General features: G+C 71.7%; 10 protein-coding genes and 1 pseudogene. 4 read left to right on the top strand and 7 right to left on the bottom strand.

Annotated elements, in window-relative coordinates; translation table 11 throughout:
* Positions 1-82 precede the first annotated feature (82 nt).
* The 7 genes from ACFWJ4_RS22995 to ACFWJ4_RS23025 form a co-directional block, all read right to left on the bottom strand.
* Complete coding sequence (locus ACFWJ4_RS22995) at positions 83-1,063, bottom strand: GlxA family transcriptional regulator (protein WP_380347698.1); 981 nt, start codon at positions 1,061-1,063, stop codon at positions 83-85.
* 383 nt (positions 1,064-1,446) lie between these two features.
* Positions 1,447-2,196, bottom strand: coding sequence for a type I-E CRISPR-associated protein Cas6/Cse3/CasE (locus ACFWJ4_RS23000; protein WP_380546537.1), 750 nt, complete (start codon positions 2,194-2,196; stop codon positions 1,447-1,449).
* Positions 2,193-3,119: a type I-E CRISPR-associated protein Cas5/CasD gene (gene cas5e / locus ACFWJ4_RS23005; protein WP_380546539.1), complete on the bottom strand. Its 927-nt coding sequence runs from the start codon at positions 3,117-3,119 to the stop codon at positions 2,193-2,195. Before cas5e ends, ACFWJ4_RS23000 begins: the two co-directional genes overlap by 4 nt.
* Positions 3,116-4,462: a type I-E CRISPR-associated protein Cas7/Cse4/CasC gene (locus ACFWJ4_RS23010; protein WP_380546541.1), complete on the bottom strand. Its 1,347-nt coding sequence runs from the start codon at positions 4,460-4,462 to the stop codon at positions 3,116-3,118. The genes cas5e and ACFWJ4_RS23010 overlap by 4 nt, the downstream gene beginning before the upstream one ends.
* A gap of 77 nt (positions 4,463-4,539) precedes the next feature.
* A complete protein-coding gene (gene casB / locus ACFWJ4_RS23015; RefSeq protein ID WP_380546542.1) occupies positions 4,540-5,106 on the bottom strand; it encodes a type I-E CRISPR-associated protein Cse2/CasB in 567 nt (188 codons plus the stop codon).
* Positions 5,099-6,718, bottom strand: coding sequence for a type I-E CRISPR-associated protein Cse1/CasA (locus ACFWJ4_RS23020; protein ID WP_380546544.1), 1,620 nt, complete (start codon positions 6,716-6,718; stop codon positions 5,099-5,101). Before ACFWJ4_RS23020 ends, casB begins: the two co-directional genes overlap by 8 nt.
* Positions 6,719-6,951: 233 nt before the next feature.
* Positions 6,952-7,140 (bottom strand): hypothetical protein, encoded by a 189-nt coding sequence (locus ACFWJ4_RS23025; RefSeq protein ID WP_359896702.1) that lies wholly within the window; start codon positions 7,138-7,140, stop codon positions 6,952-6,954.
* 186 nt (positions 7,141-7,326) lie between these two features.
* On the opposite strand from ACFWJ4_RS23025, the gene ACFWJ4_RS23030 reads away from it, so the two are divergent.
* The 4 genes and pseudogenes from ACFWJ4_RS23030 to ACFWJ4_RS23045 all read left to right on the top strand — a co-directional run.
* Positions 7,327-11,091, top strand: a complete 3,765-nt coding sequence (locus tag ACFWJ4_RS23030) for a hypothetical protein (protein WP_380546546.1) — start codon at positions 7,327-7,329, stop codon at positions 11,089-11,091.
* A 275-nt stretch (positions 11,092-11,366) separates the two neighbouring features.
* Positions 11,367-12,881, top strand: coding sequence for a hypothetical protein (locus ACFWJ4_RS23035; protein ID WP_380546548.1), 1,515 nt, complete (start codon positions 11,367-11,369; stop codon positions 12,879-12,881).
* Complete coding sequence (locus ACFWJ4_RS23040; RefSeq protein ID WP_380546549.1) at positions 12,874-15,504, top strand: hypothetical protein; 2,631 nt, start codon at positions 12,874-12,876, stop codon at positions 15,502-15,504. The genes ACFWJ4_RS23035 and ACFWJ4_RS23040 overlap by 8 nt, the downstream gene beginning before the upstream one ends.
* A gap of 156 nt (positions 15,505-15,660) precedes the next feature.
* Positions 15,661-15,918 (top strand): annotated as a pseudogene (locus tag ACFWJ4_RS23045) (esterase); the annotation flags it as partial.
* Positions 15,919-16,369 lie beyond the last annotated feature (451 nt).

Below are 16,369 nucleotides of genomic sequence, written 5' to 3' on the forward strand. Positions count from 1 at the left end.
GAAACGGGGAAACCCGTGGAAACGCGAAAGCGGAAGAGGCCGGGGGAGGGAGGGCGACGGCCCTCACGCAGGGCCGGGTCCGTCAGGCGGTCGGCCGCAGCGGTGCGCGCAGCCGCGAGGGAGGGGCTCCGAAGGCGTCGGCGACCACCCGGCGCAGCTGCCGCGCGTCGCGGAAGCCGCAGCGGGCCGCGACCGCCTCCACCGTCAGATCGGTACCGGACAGCAGGGAGCGGGCCCGCTCCAGCCGCAGTTGCCGCTGGTAGGCGAACGGGGTGATGCCGGTGACCGCGGTGAAGGCCCGCGTCAGACCGCGCGGGGACAGCCCGGCGAGGCCGGCGAGTTCCCGCAGGGTGAAGGCGGCGTCCAGGTGCTGGGCCAGGTGGTCCTGCACCCGGTGCACCGCGGGCTGGACGTGGTCGCGGTGCAGCAGGAACGGACTGATCTGCGTCGCGTCCCCGTCCCGCCGCAGGTACAGCACCAGTTCGCGGGCGACCCGCGCGGCCAGTTCCGGGCCGCGGTCCCGCTCGACCAGGGACAGCGCGAGGTCGATCCCCGACGAGATCCCCGCACTGGTGCTGATCCGCCCGTCGTGCACGTAGAGCGCGGCCTCGCGGACCCGGGCCCGCGGGTACCGCTCGCGCATCGCCGAGGTGAGCGACCAGTGGGTCGTGCACGCCCTGCCGTCCAGCAGTCCCGCTTCCCCCAGGACGGCGGCACCGCTGCACACCGACGCCACCCGGGCACCCGCGTCGTAGGCCTCGCGGACCCAGCGCACCACGGCGGGCTCGACCAGCCGGTCGGATCCGGTCAACCGGGGCCCCGGTACGAGCACCAGATCGCCGGCCGTCGGCCGGGTCGTCGGCAGCGGTGCCAGACCGGCCAGCCGCAGGCCCTGGGCGGACCGCAGACCGTCTGCCTCGCCGACGTACTCCAGCCGGTAGCCGCCGCCGAAATGCGCCGCGGCGTCGAACACCTGCACAGGACCACCGAGGTCCAGCAGGTTCACCTCGGGCAGCACCAGGACCAGGACTCGCCCGGTGCACCCGTTCGTCTCGTCGCTCACCCCGCCACGGTAGGCCGGCCCGGGTCGCCCGCACGAGGTCTCCCGGGGGCTGGTATCGGACGGATTCGGCACTCGGAGGCACCGGCGCGACCCCAGATGCGGTTGCAGTGCTGTCCTGCGGAGATGCTGGCGGCCCATGGAACAATCCCCTCAGCCACGATCTCAGGGGGTGACGCGATTCCATCGCTTGAGCGGCTCGCAGATGTCCTGGGCCTGGTCCGTTCGCGCTCGACGATCCGGATGCTCTCGAGCCCATGGTGAGCAGCGTCGACCTCAGTTGGCCATATGGAGGTCGGCCGGTCGACCCACGGATCGACCGGCCGTCATGACAACTGGTTGCTCCGGCGCCGAGTCCGACCGGACGGTGAGCACCAACCAGGCAGTCATCGGACCAGGATCAGGCCGCAGCTGTAGGCGCGGGCATGGCCGAAGCCGTGGGTGAGGGCGGCCGTGAGTGCTTGTGGGTCCGTGACGGTCAGGGTGCCGCGGATCTCGGCCCGGCTGATGAGCAGGCCCCGGTGGGGGCCGTGGCTGGAGACCTTCGGCAGGATGCGGAGGGCGAGTCGTTCTATGTCCGAGTCGACGCCGAGCCGGACGACGCCGTCCGGGGCCACCGCGGGTTCGCCGGCCGGCTGGAGGCGGCGGGCGAACCATGCCTTCACGTGTTCCGGGCGGGTGTGCGGCACCCGCACGCCCCTTCCACTGCCGCGTCCGGGTGTGGGAGACCCGGACGGCCGGCTGCTGACCGGGTTGACGACCGTGCGGAAGTCGAGCCGCTCCCCGGTGCGGAAGGTGCGGTCCACCACCAGGCTGTGCGGCGGTTCGACCAGCGCCGCCCGGGGCAGGCCGCTCCAGTCGCCGGGGACGGCGGACTGGACGACCAGGGAGAGTCGGGCGGTGCTCAGGTCGACGGTCCAGCTGGAGAGCACCTTCATCTGGGCGCGGGCGTCCCGGCTTCCGTCGTCGACCCAGCCGCGGAAGCCGCTCATGACGATCCGGTGCATGTCCTGGGCGTCGATCAGCGACTTGGCGGTGAAGGGGTGCCTGGCGTCCAGGGTGATCAGGGTGTGCGTGGCGACGAATCTGGCTGCCGCGCTGGCGGGGAGGGGCTCGGTGGTGCGGGGGGTGTTCACGGGATGATGTCCCATTCGGTGGCGTGCGGGGCGATGGTGATGCGATGCCGGGACTCCCAGCGCTGCCGGTGGACGGGGCCGCTCGCCAGGAACCGTTCGGGCTGGTCGCGGACCGGCCCGACGCCCGGCAGCGGGTGCGGGCTCTCGATCCAGGCCCACCGGGTCCGGGCGACGTTCGGCGGCGCTTGCCCGTCGTCGGCCGCCGGGAGCAACGCCCGGGTTTCGAAGACCTCCGAGAGGGTGCCCGGGGCGAGGCCGACGAAGAGGTCGCCCGAGGGTGGGCAGGATTTGCGGCCCAGCCAGAGCAGGTGCTTCGGGTGCTCCAGTGCGTGGGCGATCCGTTCGAGCAGTGCCCGGTCGGAGTGCTGGAGGCCGACGAGGAAGGCCGCGTCGGACAGGTACCAGCGCTCGGTGATCATGGCGTGGCGGCTCACGTCACCTGCGACCAGCGCCCCGGAACCGGCGTCCGCCGCGATCCGCTTCGGCGCGCCGTACCAGGATGCCAGCGCGTGGCTGCCGAAGGATGCGGTCGTACCCTCCCTCTGCTCCCCGAGCACCTCGACGGCCGCGGCCCGGCGGTGGTCGGTCACGAGGTCGCGGGGGCGGACGGGATACCTTCCGCCCCCGACGGTGTGGTAGTCCCGCATGGGCGTTCCGGGGCGGTCGGCGCGGACGCCGAAGAGGACGGACGCGAGTTCGTCGAGCGGATCCTCCCGGTCGAGGCCGAGGGCTGCCGCACAGAGGCCGATGACTCCGGACTTGGTGGGCCGGGTGTGGGTGTCGCGCTGCGCGAACCGGCCTTTGATGCCCCAGGACTGCAGCGGCCCGGCCAACCTGATGAGCAGAACGTGCTGCGGTGCATCAGTGGTCGCGGTGGAACCGGTCGTCACGGTGGGAGCGGTCGTCGCAGGGGCGTCGGTCACGGCGTGAGGTCCTCGATGGAGTCCACGACATCCACGGCCCCGGCGAGGTCGACCGTCTCCAGGAGGTCCTCGATCTCCGGGGCGTAGGTGAGGACGCGCGCGGACCGCAGGTCGTCGCGGCGCTTGCTGACAAAGAGGTGGTGCCGCATCAGACGGCGGACGGCCGCCTGGCCGGCCGGGCCCTCGCCGCCGCTGCTCTCGGGGTTCTCGTCCACCGGGTTCTGGAAGGCGGCGGCGTAGTTGTACGGGCGCTCGCCCTCGAAGGCGAGCACGAGTGCCGGCAGCGAGCCGGTGGAGGCGGTGGAGTTCTTCTTCGCCTCCGGGACGGCCTCGACGAAGGCGTTGACGAACTCCGCCTCGGCGGCGGGCGCCGCTTCCTCTGCCTCCTCCGCGTCCATTCCGGCCTGCTGGAGGTTGGCGCGGAGCTGTCGGCGGTCCAGGACGGCGTGCCGGTAGAAGGTCCCGGAGATCAACGACTGGTAACCGGTCATGCCCGCGCCCGCGTCGTCCGCCGTGTCGAGGAAGCTGAGGGCGTTGCGCTTGCGGTCGAGCTTCGCGTCGTCGGCCGCCGCGTAGAAGTCCTCGATCTGCTCCGCGGCGTGCACCGTGAAGGCATGGCTGGTCTGCACCGCCCCGTCGACGTTGGGCGAGTCGGCGATTTCGGCGAGGAAGCGCCCGTAGAGGGCGATGTCCACGGCGTCACGGGGCGCGATGGCGAGCAGGACGGCGTTGCGCGTGCTCTTGGGGAGCGGGGGGAGGCTCGTGCTGCCGGACTCCGTGGCTGCCTGCGCGTCGTCGTTCTCCTGCTCCTCGCCGTTCTTCGCCGCTCCGCGGCGGGGTTTCTTCGCGGTCTTCTGCTGGCCGGCGAGGTAGCTGTCGCGCCACGGCCGGAGCTCGTCGGCGCTCTCGGCGATGTGCCGGGCGATCCTGGTGCCCGCGTCGGCGGGCGCGAAGATCAGCACCTTGGTCAGGTTGGCCACCGTCTTCTTGGCCGGGTCGCCGAACTTCAGGCCGCTCGCCTCGATCACGGCGCGGGCCGTGATCAGGGCCTCCTCCTTCTCCCAGCCGTGCTCGGAGGACAGTTCGGCCGCCGTGAGCAGTGCCCACTCCCTTGTCCGGGTACCCATGCTCCGGCCCTTGAGAGCGCCGATGCCGGCGTTGGCGCGGTTGCGGGCGTAGACCCGCTCCGCGCGCCGCCGGGCCTGGCTGGTGATCATGTGCCGTTCGAACCCGCCGTACACGAGGGACTTGGGCTGACCGTTCTCGTCCCTGACCGGGAGGACGGCGACGAGCGTCTCCAGGAGGTGGAGCGAGAGGAACGGGCTTTGGGAGTCTGCGGTCACGCGGTCGTGTCCTTATGGTCGGTCGGGATCGTGTACGTGTCGTGCTCGGCCTACTGGTTCTGCCGGTCCTGCCGGGTCTACCGGCTCTGCCGCGTGCCGTCGGCCGTCCGGCCCCGGTGGACCGGGGCGTGGAAGTCGACCGACCACTGGTAGGCGATGCGCGCCTGGCGGTCGTTCCAGAGGATCAGGTCATCGGTGAGCTGCGTCCAGGACGGTGGGAGCTGGTCGCAGGACCGCAGCCGGACGATCGTGTGCTGCAGGTGCCGCCACGGCACCCTCCGGCTGACGACCACCCGGTCCACGAGCCGCTGCGCGCCCGGGTCGCCCGGTCCCCGCCCCACGCTGTCACCGATGCGCGCGGCCGCCGTACCGAGACTTCCGTAGCCGTAGGCCGGCGTCGAACGGCCCTGGTGGTAGAGCGCGAAGAGGAAGGCCATCCGCTCGAACAGATCGCGGTGGTTCTCACCGCCGTACCAGCCGGCCCGGATGTGCGCGTTCGTCCGGCCCCTGGCACGGCGCAGGTTGGCCAGAGTGCCGTACTCGCGGTTGCGCACCAGGGTGGTGAGCCAGGCCACCAGTGCGGTGCTGTCGTGCGGGAAAGCGTCCTCGACGGGGTACCCGTCTCGAGGACTGTCCTCAGTCATGGGCGGTCTCCCCCCGGAATTCGGCCGGGGCCTTCGTCGGATGGCTGATGTCGTCCTCGAAACGCTTCAGGGCAGCGGCCCTGGCCTGGAAGCCCCGCTCGTTGGGCGGGAGGGTGTCGAGGCGGTAGACGAGGTGGGTGCGGGCCACGTCGGTGAGGGTCTGCGTGTACTCCAGGAGCAGGGCCGCGACCGGGTCTCCCGGGTTGTCGTACCCCTCGTCGATCACTGCCTCCAGCAACTGGTCGAAGGGCTTGGCAGCCTCGGGCCAGAACATCCACCGCGCGTCGAACCGGGACATGTGGCGGGCCTCGTCGGCCGGCCGCGCCGCTGAGTGGACCTTCTCCGAGGCGAGGATCGCCGCCCGTTTGAGACTCCACGCCAGGTACTCGGCGATGCGTGAGCCCCGCCGGGACGCACGGTAGAGCTGCGCCTCCATCGCCGGGGCGTAGGGGAAGTAGCCGTCCGTCCAGGAGACCGGCAGCGTCTTGTTGGAGACGAGGCCGACAGCCCACAGGTGGTAGGGCGCGCCCTGGGAGTCCCGCTTGCGCGGCAGCGAGCGCAGTCGTGCGTACAGGCCGGGCTGCGCGTCCTTCACCGCGCTGTACAGGGCGTGTGCTTCCTGCCAGAGAGCACGCGTGGGCGACGGCCACAGGGGCTTGAGCTCTCCCCCGGTGGTCCGGCTGAACACGGCGTCCTGCATGTGCTTTCCCGGATCGAGTTCGAGGACCTCGCCGGCTCCGATCAGCACGCGGTCGACGACGATCCCACCGTCCGCATCGCGCTTCGGTCGCAGCAGGACGGAGCGGCCGAGGGCGCTGTGCAGGTCGGCGGGGCTCTCCGGCACTCGGGGGCGGGCCCGCACGGCGAAGTTCCGGCGGTTGACGGAACCACTGGTCCAGGAGGTGTTGAGCCGGCCCGGTTCTCCTTCTGGCGGATAGAGGTTGAGCCGCAGGGTCTCGCCGAACGTACGGCCGAGGGGGACGACCCGGATCCGTCCCTGCAACCGCCCGGTGGACAAGTTGGTGACGGTAGGCCCGAGGATCCGGCCGGTGATCCTCGCCCTGCCGTATGTGCCGTACACGTGCTGGGCGAGCATGGCCCGGAACGCGTCCGCTGCCGGCAGCGGCTCGCCGTCCTCGAGGTGGTGGTGGTCGAAGAACTGGTTGTAGTCACCGGCCCGCTCGATGACCAACTGTGCTGTCCCCGTGCCGCTCTCTTCGAAGGAGGAGGCCAGAAGGGAGTTCTGACCGAGAGGCGTATCGGGGTGGAACAGGTCCCAGTGCTGGTCCGGCTCAGCAACCAGCCACTCGGCCGCGGAGCGGAGGCTGCGTTCGTCACGGATCCACTCCCGCCACTCCTCGGGCGTGTTCGGACACGCACCGGAAGCGAAGCAGATGGCCATGACGAACTCGATGACAGCAACAGTCTCGCCCGGCGTCGGACAGTCGATCGTCGTCAAATAATCTGCTCGATCGAGGAGTTCACACAAGGAGAGCGCAACCCTGGCACCTTCGGGCGTCACGGAGGGAATGCACGGCTCTCGCCGCGGGTCCCAGCTGAGGCGCTGCTCGACTGCGGCCGGAGGGTGCGTTGGCGGCAAGGCTCTGCCCATCACTTCATATGATCGCCGTTTTCTGGCAAGGGAGTTGTCACTCCCGCGCAGAGCCCGACGCTAACACCCGGGATCGGATCGTGTGGCTCGATCGACCGGATTGCCCCGCCATCCCGGTCCGGGATGGCGGGGCACCGGACAGCCCCCACAGATGCAGAGGAAATGGCACTTGGCACCGCGCCGGGCGCGCGCAGTGGGCAGCGGGCGCCCCTCCGCGCGCTCCGGGCGCCCGCTCACCTGGTCTGGCGGCGCCTGGCGAGAATGACCAGAGTGGAGCGGGCGTCGCGGCGGCGGTCCGGGGTCCGAGCCAGGACCGAGGCGAGGGCCACGATCGCGAGGACGACCCCGTACAGCAGGCCGGCTGCGGCGGCCAGCACGGCGGCCGCGGTTGCGTCCTGGGTCAGCATGGAAAGCACGCTCATGGGGAGATCCTTCTGTCGGGGGCCGTCTGTGGCCCGCGGTCGATGGGCCGAGCTTCTGACGGCGTGCCGGTGCGCCTCCACGTCCGGACGGGGTTTCCGCTGGTCAGGGGCCCTTTATTCACCAGCGCGGGAGCAGAAATGGTCAGTAGTACGGCGCCCGGGGCGGCACGTAGGCGCCTCGGTGCGATGCTGCAGGAGTTGATCGAGGCCCGCGGCATCAGTAGGCGGGCCGCCGCGCAACTCGTCCCGGACGGCGCGTTGCAGGAGTCGGTCCTCCGGCGCTGGTGCCGCGGTGAGGCCGCTCCTCACGCGACAGACTTGTTCTGGGGCCTGATCGAGCACCTGCAGGACCCGGACGGCCAGCACCTCCAGCCGCGCGACGAGTGGGAAGCGGCTCTCCGTGCTGCCCAAGGGGAGACTGCCAGGGGCCGGCACGAGTGGAGAGCCGACTCGGAGAAGCGCGGCAGGAAGCGCGAGCGCGCCGCTATGGACGCCTTCGTCCGCGATCGGAGTCCGCAGGCGGCCTCGTATCTGTGGTGGCACGCGCAGCTTCCCGTGGGAAAGACAGCGCTGCTCACCGACTACACGAGGCAGCCACCGAAGGACGCCGACCTCTTGTTCTGTGTCCTGTCCGAGGAGCACGGGAGGAACACCCGTACCGGATTCCTCGCCGCCCTGCGCCGACAGCTCCAGGTGCCCGCGCCCCGGAGGAAGTCGTCCGACGAGGCGGAGTTCACTCGCCTGCTCACCAAGGCCGCGAGTCATAGTCGAAAGCAGAAGCGGCAGCTCCTCCTTGTGGTCGACGGCTTGGACGAAGACCGCGCCTGGCCTACGGCTGGGGCAACTGGTGGAACCGGGGTGTCGAGCATCGCCGCACTTCTCCCGGCCATTCCCCCTGCGAACGTCCGTGTCATCGTTTCCAGTCGGCGGAGCGGGCCGCTGCCCGCCGACGTCCCCGAAGGGCATCCGCTGCGCGGGCGCGAGTGCCTTCGCCCGCTTACCGCCGGCGACTGGTCGGAGGATGTCGAGCAGGCAGGCTTCGCGGACCTGGAGCGGCTGCGTACAACCGACCTGGGCCGGGCCGTCACCGACCTGCTCGCCATCACGGACGACGGGAGCGGCTTGCGCGCGGCCGACCTTGCGGAGCTGACCGGGGCCTCCGTCGAGGACGTGACCGGCCTGCTGCACAGCAGGGAGCAGCGCTGCATCGTCACGAACGAGGAATCGGCCGGGGCCCACCTGCTGAGCCACCCCGACATGCCGCACGCCATCCGGCGGGAGTGGGACCAGGCCACCGTAGAGCGCTGCACTCGTCGGCTGCACGCGTGGGCGGAGCGCTGGCGTGAGGCCGGCTGGCCCGAGGGCTCTCCGACGTATCTGCTGACCGAGTATCCGCAGATTCTGGACACGGTCGGTGAGCGCGGACGGTTCCTGCTCGACCCGCTGCGATTGCTGCGGGTGGAGGACGCGCTGGGCCCTCAGGTCATGCTCGACCAACTACGTCGTCTCAAATCCGAGCTCAAGGCGGTCGAGGTATCGGACCCTGAACAGCAGGAGGCCGGGACCGCCGTCCGGCTGGCCGCGGCGCTGGACCTCGTGCAGCGCCGGGTCGGACCGGTCCCGCCTCGGGCTCCGGTGCTTCTCGTACGGTTGGGGGACGTCGCCCGCGCCTGCAGTGTGGCCCGCTCGGAGCCGGAACTCGTGGTGCGGGCCGCCCGGCTGGCCGAAGTCGCCGTCGAAGCGGCACGCGCCTGGCACCCCGATGCCACGGCGATCGCGCGAGAGGCAGCCGACTGCATGGTCCGGGCGGGCCGGTTCACTCCGCGGGCCGGTGGCTTCTTCGAGGACGCCTGTGCGGAAGTGGCCGAGGCAGCGCGCGCGTTGGACACGATCGGCAGGAGGGATGAGGCAAAGACGCTGTTCCGAGCCGTGGTGCTCAGCGACGCGGCCGACATGGACGCGCTCGCCGACGGATCGGTCCTCCTCTCCGCAGGCGGCTGCGAACGCTTCGTGGAAGCCCTGGAAGAGCACGCGGAGGAGCTGAGCGAGGCCAACCCTCGGGCCCAGGCCATGGCTGTGGACATCTGGGCGACCATCGCCCGCGCCTCCAGCTCACGCAACGTCGCGAACCTGAACCGCATCGAAGAGCTCTGTGAGGCCATCGACCTGTCCGACGGGCTGATCGTGGTGGACGTTCTCGCAATCGCGGCCCAGGCCTTGGCGACCATGGGCCGCCGGTCGAAGGCCTGGGACGTGCTCAAGACCGCGCGGGACCGACTGCACACTGCCCTGGTCAGGCTGGACTCGCCAGCCGAGCGGGCCCACCGGGGACGCGAGTTCTCCGGCACGATGGACCGTATGGTCCGCGCCGAGACCGCGGCCGGCACCGGCCTCACACCTCACCTGGACGCCAAGCTGCTGGTGACCGCCCTTGGCCAGGGGGTTCGCACCGGCGTTCTAGGCGACGACCAACTGGAGCGGGCGGAGGCCTTTCTCTCAACAGTCGACGAACAGGTGGCAGCAGAGCACGCCGCCCACCTCGCGGCGAAGAAGGAGGAACGACGGGTCCACCGGGCGAAGGTGGAAGCGAGCGCGAAGGCCTTGAAGGATGAGCGGGAGACCAAACGGAACCTCGCTCAGGCTCCCCCGACCCGAAGTGCACGGCCTCGTGCCCAAGCGAACGAAGAACCCCCGCCGTCCACCCTCCCGGGCCGAAACCCGGCGCTCGGGAACCACGAACCCCTCATCGGTCCGGTCACCCGGCTCCAGTACGCGGAACAGCTGGTGCACGACGGCAACGTCGAGCTCGGGCGCGAGCAGGTGGAGGCCGCTGTCCGCTCCTCGCTCCCCGACACTCCGATCGTTCTGAGCGCCCGCTCGACCGAGGAATTGGTCCGGGCGCTCGGTACGGCCGGTGAGTTCGGACAGGCCGAACAGCTGATCAGCTTCTCGACGGAGCCGGGCGACCGCACTCGTCATCTTGCCGCGCTGTCCATGGGATGCTCTCTCGGCGGTCGCTCGACCGAGGCGGTTGCGTACGCCCACGAGGCCGCCCGGCTGACCCATCGCACTCCGCACTTCGCCGTGCGAGGAGTCGTCGCACAGGCCCTGGCCCATGCAGGGGACGCGGAAGCGGCACTGTTGGTGGCCCGGATGGAGGAGTCGGCGGACGCCAAGGCTTCCTCTTCGGTGCGGGGCAGGCGGGCTCGACGCGCGCTGGTTCTCGTCGCCGCCGGCGTGGCACGGCACGATCCGGAACGGGCCGCTGAACTGATCGGGCCAGCGATCCAGCTGGTACGACGGCGCATCGGCGCCGGCCGCCCGGTCGGCCAACTTCCGGCGCTGGCAGAACTGCTGCTCGCAGTCCCCGATCCGACGCGACCGGATCCGGAGCTCAGCGAAGCGATCCGGCTCGCCTCGAAGTTCGTGAACGGGCCTCGACAGACCTGGGACCGGGAGGAGACGGTGCTCCTGGCCCTGCTGCGGCGACTCGACTATGCACCCGCACCGGGACGCGCCGCAGGTGAACTGGACGAATGGCTGCGCTCCCTACGCCCCGAACGGGCTCCCCACGCCGAACTCGCCCTGCTCAGCGCCCTGGACGGCGGTGCCGCCGATGCCCTGCGCATCGCGAATGCAGCACCGACACCGACGGCGCGTGCCGTTGCGCTGGCTGCTGCCGCCCACGTCCTGGCCGAGGCGCCCGCAGTCCTGCCCGTCGAGGAGCCCCGGGACAGCACTGCTCAGCTCTGCCTCACGCTCGCTCACGCTGGGGGAGGCCGTCACGGCCGCACGGACACAGACAGGGCGGCAGCCCAGGGCCTTCTCCAGGAGCTGCTCGCCGACGGCTGTTGGACCCAGGCGATCCCGTTGCTGCCGCGGCTGGTTCCCGAGTCTCTGCGCCCCCTGAGCGAACTCGTCGCCGCACAAATCAGCAGCCGAAGCATCTGACGAAGGAAGTCACCCAGCGCCGTCGGCGCTGGGCCATCGCTCGCTGCAACGGTGCTTGTCGCGAGAAGCCGTCATGAGCAGGCTGGCCGTGAAGAGTGCGATCATCGCGGGATTCCGGCCCTTGGCCGCTGTGGCAAGGGCGAAGGCCAGGGCGCAGGCCACATCAGTTGGGAAGTGGAGCACAGTCCTCCGGCCCGGCCGTTAACCGTCGGACAGCCCGGACATAGGATCACACAGCAACACGCGGCGAAGGTTGCCGTGTCAGGGAGGTGGCGGTGCAGGAGCAGGCGCATCGGGTCGGCGCGGCCTGGTCGGCGAGCGGGTTGCGGCTCATCGACGGGAAGTACCCCCTGGCGGTGGAGCGGTACGTGCTGCGGCAAGTCGCCCGCCTGGTTCCCGGGGTGACCACGGTGACCCCGCACGCCCGCTACTACGCGCTGCACGCCCTCGTCGCCACCGAGGCCGAGGAACGAGCGCTGGGCAACACCGAAACGCAGGAGCTGCTGCGCCGCTGCGAGGTGGTGCTCGCCGCCGCCTCCCACCTTCACGGGGAGGACCACGGCCTGTACGGCCTCCCGCAGGCTCATGGCGAGGGCCGGCTGCGTGGGCTCTTCACCGCCTCGGCGGTGGAGTTCGCGGCGGCCGTCCGACCCGCCGAAGGCGGCTACACCCGCAGCAAATGGGGCTTCCTGCCGCCGTACCAGACCTCCGAGCGTGAACTCGGCATCCTGACGGCCGTCCGTGGCTCCGCGGGCCGCCCCGCGCCCGGGCCGCGGCTGGACCGCAGCCCCGTCCGGGAAGGCCTCGAACCGGTGCTGGATCTGGCCCGGGGAGAGGAGCTGCGGATGGCCGACGTCGAGCCCTACGTGGAGCAGCTCTGTGTCTGCCGGGGCGGCGCGCAGCCGGACGGGCGGTGGCTGGCGGAGCTGCTGTGCCGAGCGTCCGAGGACGGCTCGGACGAGGTCGCCTCCCGGCGGCGGGAGACCGTCCGGCTGCTCACGCGGGTCCTGGACGGTCACCCGTCGGAGCGTCCAGTGGAGGAGGCAGTGGGTGAGTTCCTGGCCCTCGATCCCCGGATGAGCGAGGGCGGCGAGCTGGCCGGGTACGTCTGCGCGGCCGACTGGCGCGGGCTGGCGCTGCGGAACTACTCGGTGACGGCCTGGCGCAGGCTCTGGTCCTGGCTGGTCGGGCAGGCCGCGGAGGGCGTCCACCAGGCTGAGTGGGCCGACCGGTTCGCGCGGGCCATGCCGCCGGGCACGGTCGGCGAGTTCTGGGATGCGCTGCCGACCCCGGGAATCGGTGCCACACCGAACTCCGGCACCGCCCGCTTCGGCTCCACCGGGAGCGAGATCCGGCCGGAGAAGGAGTTCGCGGTGCTTGCCCAGGGTGCGCGCTGGGCCGAGGAGCTCACCGGGGACACCGCCCGGGCGTACAACGGACCGCCGAACGAGCACGGCCAGGAGCTCCACCCGCGCTGGTTCGCCGCCTACCTGACGGACCGCCGCAGCCTCCCGCTCGCCGAGTGCGCCCGCGAACTCGCCGTCATCCTGCTGCGCCGCTCCGCCCGGGTCGCGCTGGCCAAGTCCCGGCCCGCGCCCGACGGGCGGCTCAGGCTGCCCACCAAGCTCCAGCAGCGCGACTCCTTCCTCTTCACCCGGGGCCCCGAGGGGACCTCACGGGTGATCCTGCGCCTCAACCGCCTGGCCTACGTGCTGGCCGGCTGCGGCGTTCTGACCGTCGACGCGCAGAGCTGGCGCGTCACCGAGCTCGGGCGGGAACTCTGTGCCTGACGACACGTCCACCGCCGACACGTCCATCGCCTCGCCGCTGGAGCTCATACACGAGGAGGAGGACCATCGCGACTGCCAGGCGAGTGAGCTGCTGCTGCTCAGCTACACCGTCGACCTGCAGCTGCTGGAGAAGTTCGCGCTCGGCCCGGCCAGGGCCGCCGGGGCCCGCGTGACGGTCCTCGGGGACGCCGACCACCTGGTGCTCGACCCGCGCTGGGCGCGCCTGCCCGGCCGCGACTACCTCGCCGGGCCCGCAGCCGCCCCTGCCGCCTTCCACCCGAAGCTCTTCGTCGTGGCCGGGCCCGAGCGGGCCACCGTCGCGATCGGCTCGGGCAACACGACCGTGGCGGGCTGGTGCACCAACCACGAGCTGTGGACGGTGCTGCGCTCGACCGCCCAGGGCACCCCCGCACTCTTCTCAGACCTGGCCGCCTGGCTGCGCGAACTCCCGTGCAGCCCGGTCGCGATGATGCCGCCCCTCGCCACCGCTCTGAACCGCACGGCCGACCTGCTGGACCAGCGCGTCGCGGCCGCCCCGGTGGTCGAGCAGGAGGCCCGGTTCGTCTCCTCGCTGCACCGGCCGATCATCGAGCAGCTGCCGGAGGGGCCGGTGGCGGAGCTGACCGTCTCGGCTCCGTTCCACGACCCCGGGGCCACCGCACTGGCTCGGCTCGTCGCTCACCTGAAGCCGCGCCGGCTGACGGTCTGCTACCAGGAACACGGCACCGAGCTGGACGGACCGGCGGTGAGCGCGCTCCTGCGGCAGCACGGAGGCGAGCTGCGGCGCGAGGCCCGCAGGAGCCCGTTCGACGGCCGGTACCGGCACGGGAAGCTGATCGAGTGGGCCGTCGACGGGCAGCGCTGGGCGCTCACGGGCAGCCCGAACCTCTCCGCCGCCGCCCTGCTGCGCGCGGTGCCGGACGGAGGCAACTGCGAGATCGGCGTGATCGCACCAGCCGATCGGTCGCTCGCACCCCCGGGAGAGCCGGTCGCCCCGGAGGCCGTCGTGCACCTCGCCCCGCCGCGGCGGGCAGCCGACGACGCACCGCCCGCCCGCCTGCCCAGGCTCCTGGGCGCAGTCCGCGACCAGGGCGGCCTGCGCGTCTGGCTGGCCCGGCCCGCCGAGCGGGGTGTCGAGCTGCGGCTCTCCCACTACAGCCGGCCACCCGAGGAATGGACAGCCCTTGGCACTGTGCCGGCCGGAGCCACGGAGCACCGCTTCCCGGTGGACGCCGAGCCGGGCAGCCGGGTGGGCATCCTCGGCAGCCCGGACCGCGTCCCCGTGACGGACGTCGCGCAGACCGTCCAACGGCCGGCGGCCGAGAAGCGCGAACCCGCGCCGCCCCAGCCCGGGAACCTCTTCCGTCACCACGCGCTGCTGGAAGAACTTCTCGACAGTCTGCTCGACGTCCAGCCCGAACCCTCCACCGGCGGCGGCTCCCCGACCCGCTCGGGGGCACCGGTCTCCGCCGGCCCGGGTTCGGGCGAACCGGAGCTCGGACTCCCGCTGACCCTCTTCGCCCTCGGACGGCAGGCCGCCGACGGGCCCCTGGACGCGTCGCCCGAGCCGGACGCGCCGGAGGCCGACCCGGGCGGGCGCTCCTGGTTCGAGGTGTTCACCCCGGAGGAGGAAGCCGGCCTGGAGAGCGACGACGTCGAGACCGAGGAGCAGCCCCCAGCGGACGAATCGACCGAGAACGCCGAGGAAGCCCTCCGGGCCAGCCGACGGAAGATGGCCGCACGGCTCCGGCGGGCGCGGGCGGATCTGCCGCTCGTTCCGAGGCTGCTGCTGGTCCGAGTACTGCTCGACTTCCTGGCCAAGGACGCGTGGCCGGCCAACGACCGGTCCTGGTACAGCACACTGGCCGACGTGACCACCCCGCTGGACCGGCTCGACCCGTACCAGCTCCTGCCGGAGGAGGCCGAATCGGCGGCGTCGCTGGCGGCGCTGGTGCTGGCCGTACTGGAGTACCAGGCCGTCGGCGAGGCCGAGACCGGCCAGTACAAGCGGCTGGCCTCGGCGCTGGCCGAGCTGCTCCTGGCCGCGACGGAGGAGCGGATCGCGGGATACGTCACACCGGAACTGGCAGGGCGGTTCGGCGTCATGGTGGAGCCGGACCACGTCCTGGAACTCGCCAACCAACTCCTCCAGGACCCGGTGGCCAAGGCCGTCCGGGAACTCAGCGACGACCGGACAGGTGTCGTCGCGCAGCAGCACGCCACCAACCTGCTGTCCGTCCGGGGCAATTGGTCCAGCCCCACCAGGGCCGCCCTGGACGCCCTCGGCCGCACCGGCCTGGCAGGCCCGGTCGGTGCCTGGGCTTGCCACGACGATGGCCACTGGTCCTTCGTCGCCTGGCACAAGCCGGACCTGCTCGAGGTCACGTACCGCGGGCAGCTCGTCCGCTGGCGGCACTACCGGCTCTCCCCAGCCACCTCACCCGCCGCACTGGCCCGCAATCCGGCCGATCGCCGACCCTTCGACCGCGGCAACCTACCCCAGCTCAACGAGACCGGAAAGAGCCTCCTCCACTCACTCGATCTCCTTGACCCTTCTCCGCTCCCGAACGCCTGGGCCCCGAAGGCCCGGTCGAGTGGTTCCGAAGTCGGTCGGTGGTCGTAGGCGCTCAGCGGCCGGGCGACGGCCTGGCCGTGACGCGGTTGTGCCCGGCTTCTGGGATGACGGGATGACAAGCCCCCATTCTGACACCACACGAACAGCGGATCAGCCTGCCGGACCGCAGGACGGGCCGTCATCACGCGCCTTCAGGGGGTCACGGTGACCGCAAACCACCCCACCCGCAGGAGCATCCTCAAGTCCGCCGGCGGGCTCGGCACCGCGCTGGCGCTCGGCGGCGCGAGCGTCCTCGCGACTGCCTCTGCCGCTCACGCGGCCGACGACGGCTTCGGCCTGCACATCTCCGACCGCAACGAGGGCGACGCCCGGATGTGGTACTACCGCTTCCGGACCGCCGAGATCGGCTGGGACCCAGCCGTCAACGTGCTGCTTCCCGACGACTACCACACCAGCGGCCGCGACGCCGACCTCCTCTCCACCCTCTGGTGCCGCATCCGCCTGCCAGGACCCACCACCGCCTGGCTCCCCGCCGTCCGCACGAGGAACCGTCCGGCCCTGCTCCGCTGCCTGTGACTGCCCCGGCGCGGCTACCGTCCGTTCCGGCTCGTCTCCCGCCCGCGCAGGGACACCCCGAAGCGCGTACGGAGCTCGACCCGCTGCGACAGCTACGAGTCGGGGACGGAAACCTGGTCAAGGAGTCGGCCCCGCGCTCGCGGGGGTTCCTCCCCGTCGCCCGACGGGTGGAGGTCGCGCTCGCGGCAGGCGAACCGCACGTACACCGTGGTCGGAAGCCGCTCGTCGACACCGGCGCATCAGTCCCGGCGGACCGGCACGAGTGCTCCGCATCCCGTGGCCGCGGACCCGACGACGTCGAGGGCACGCCCGGCCACGCGATGTCTATAGATCGTTT

The organism is Kitasatospora sp. NPDC127067, from assembly GCF_042724755.1.
GTDB classification, from domain to species: domain Bacteria; phylum Actinomycetota; class Actinomycetes; order Streptomycetales; family Streptomycetaceae; genus Kitasatospora; species Kitasatospora lactacystinica.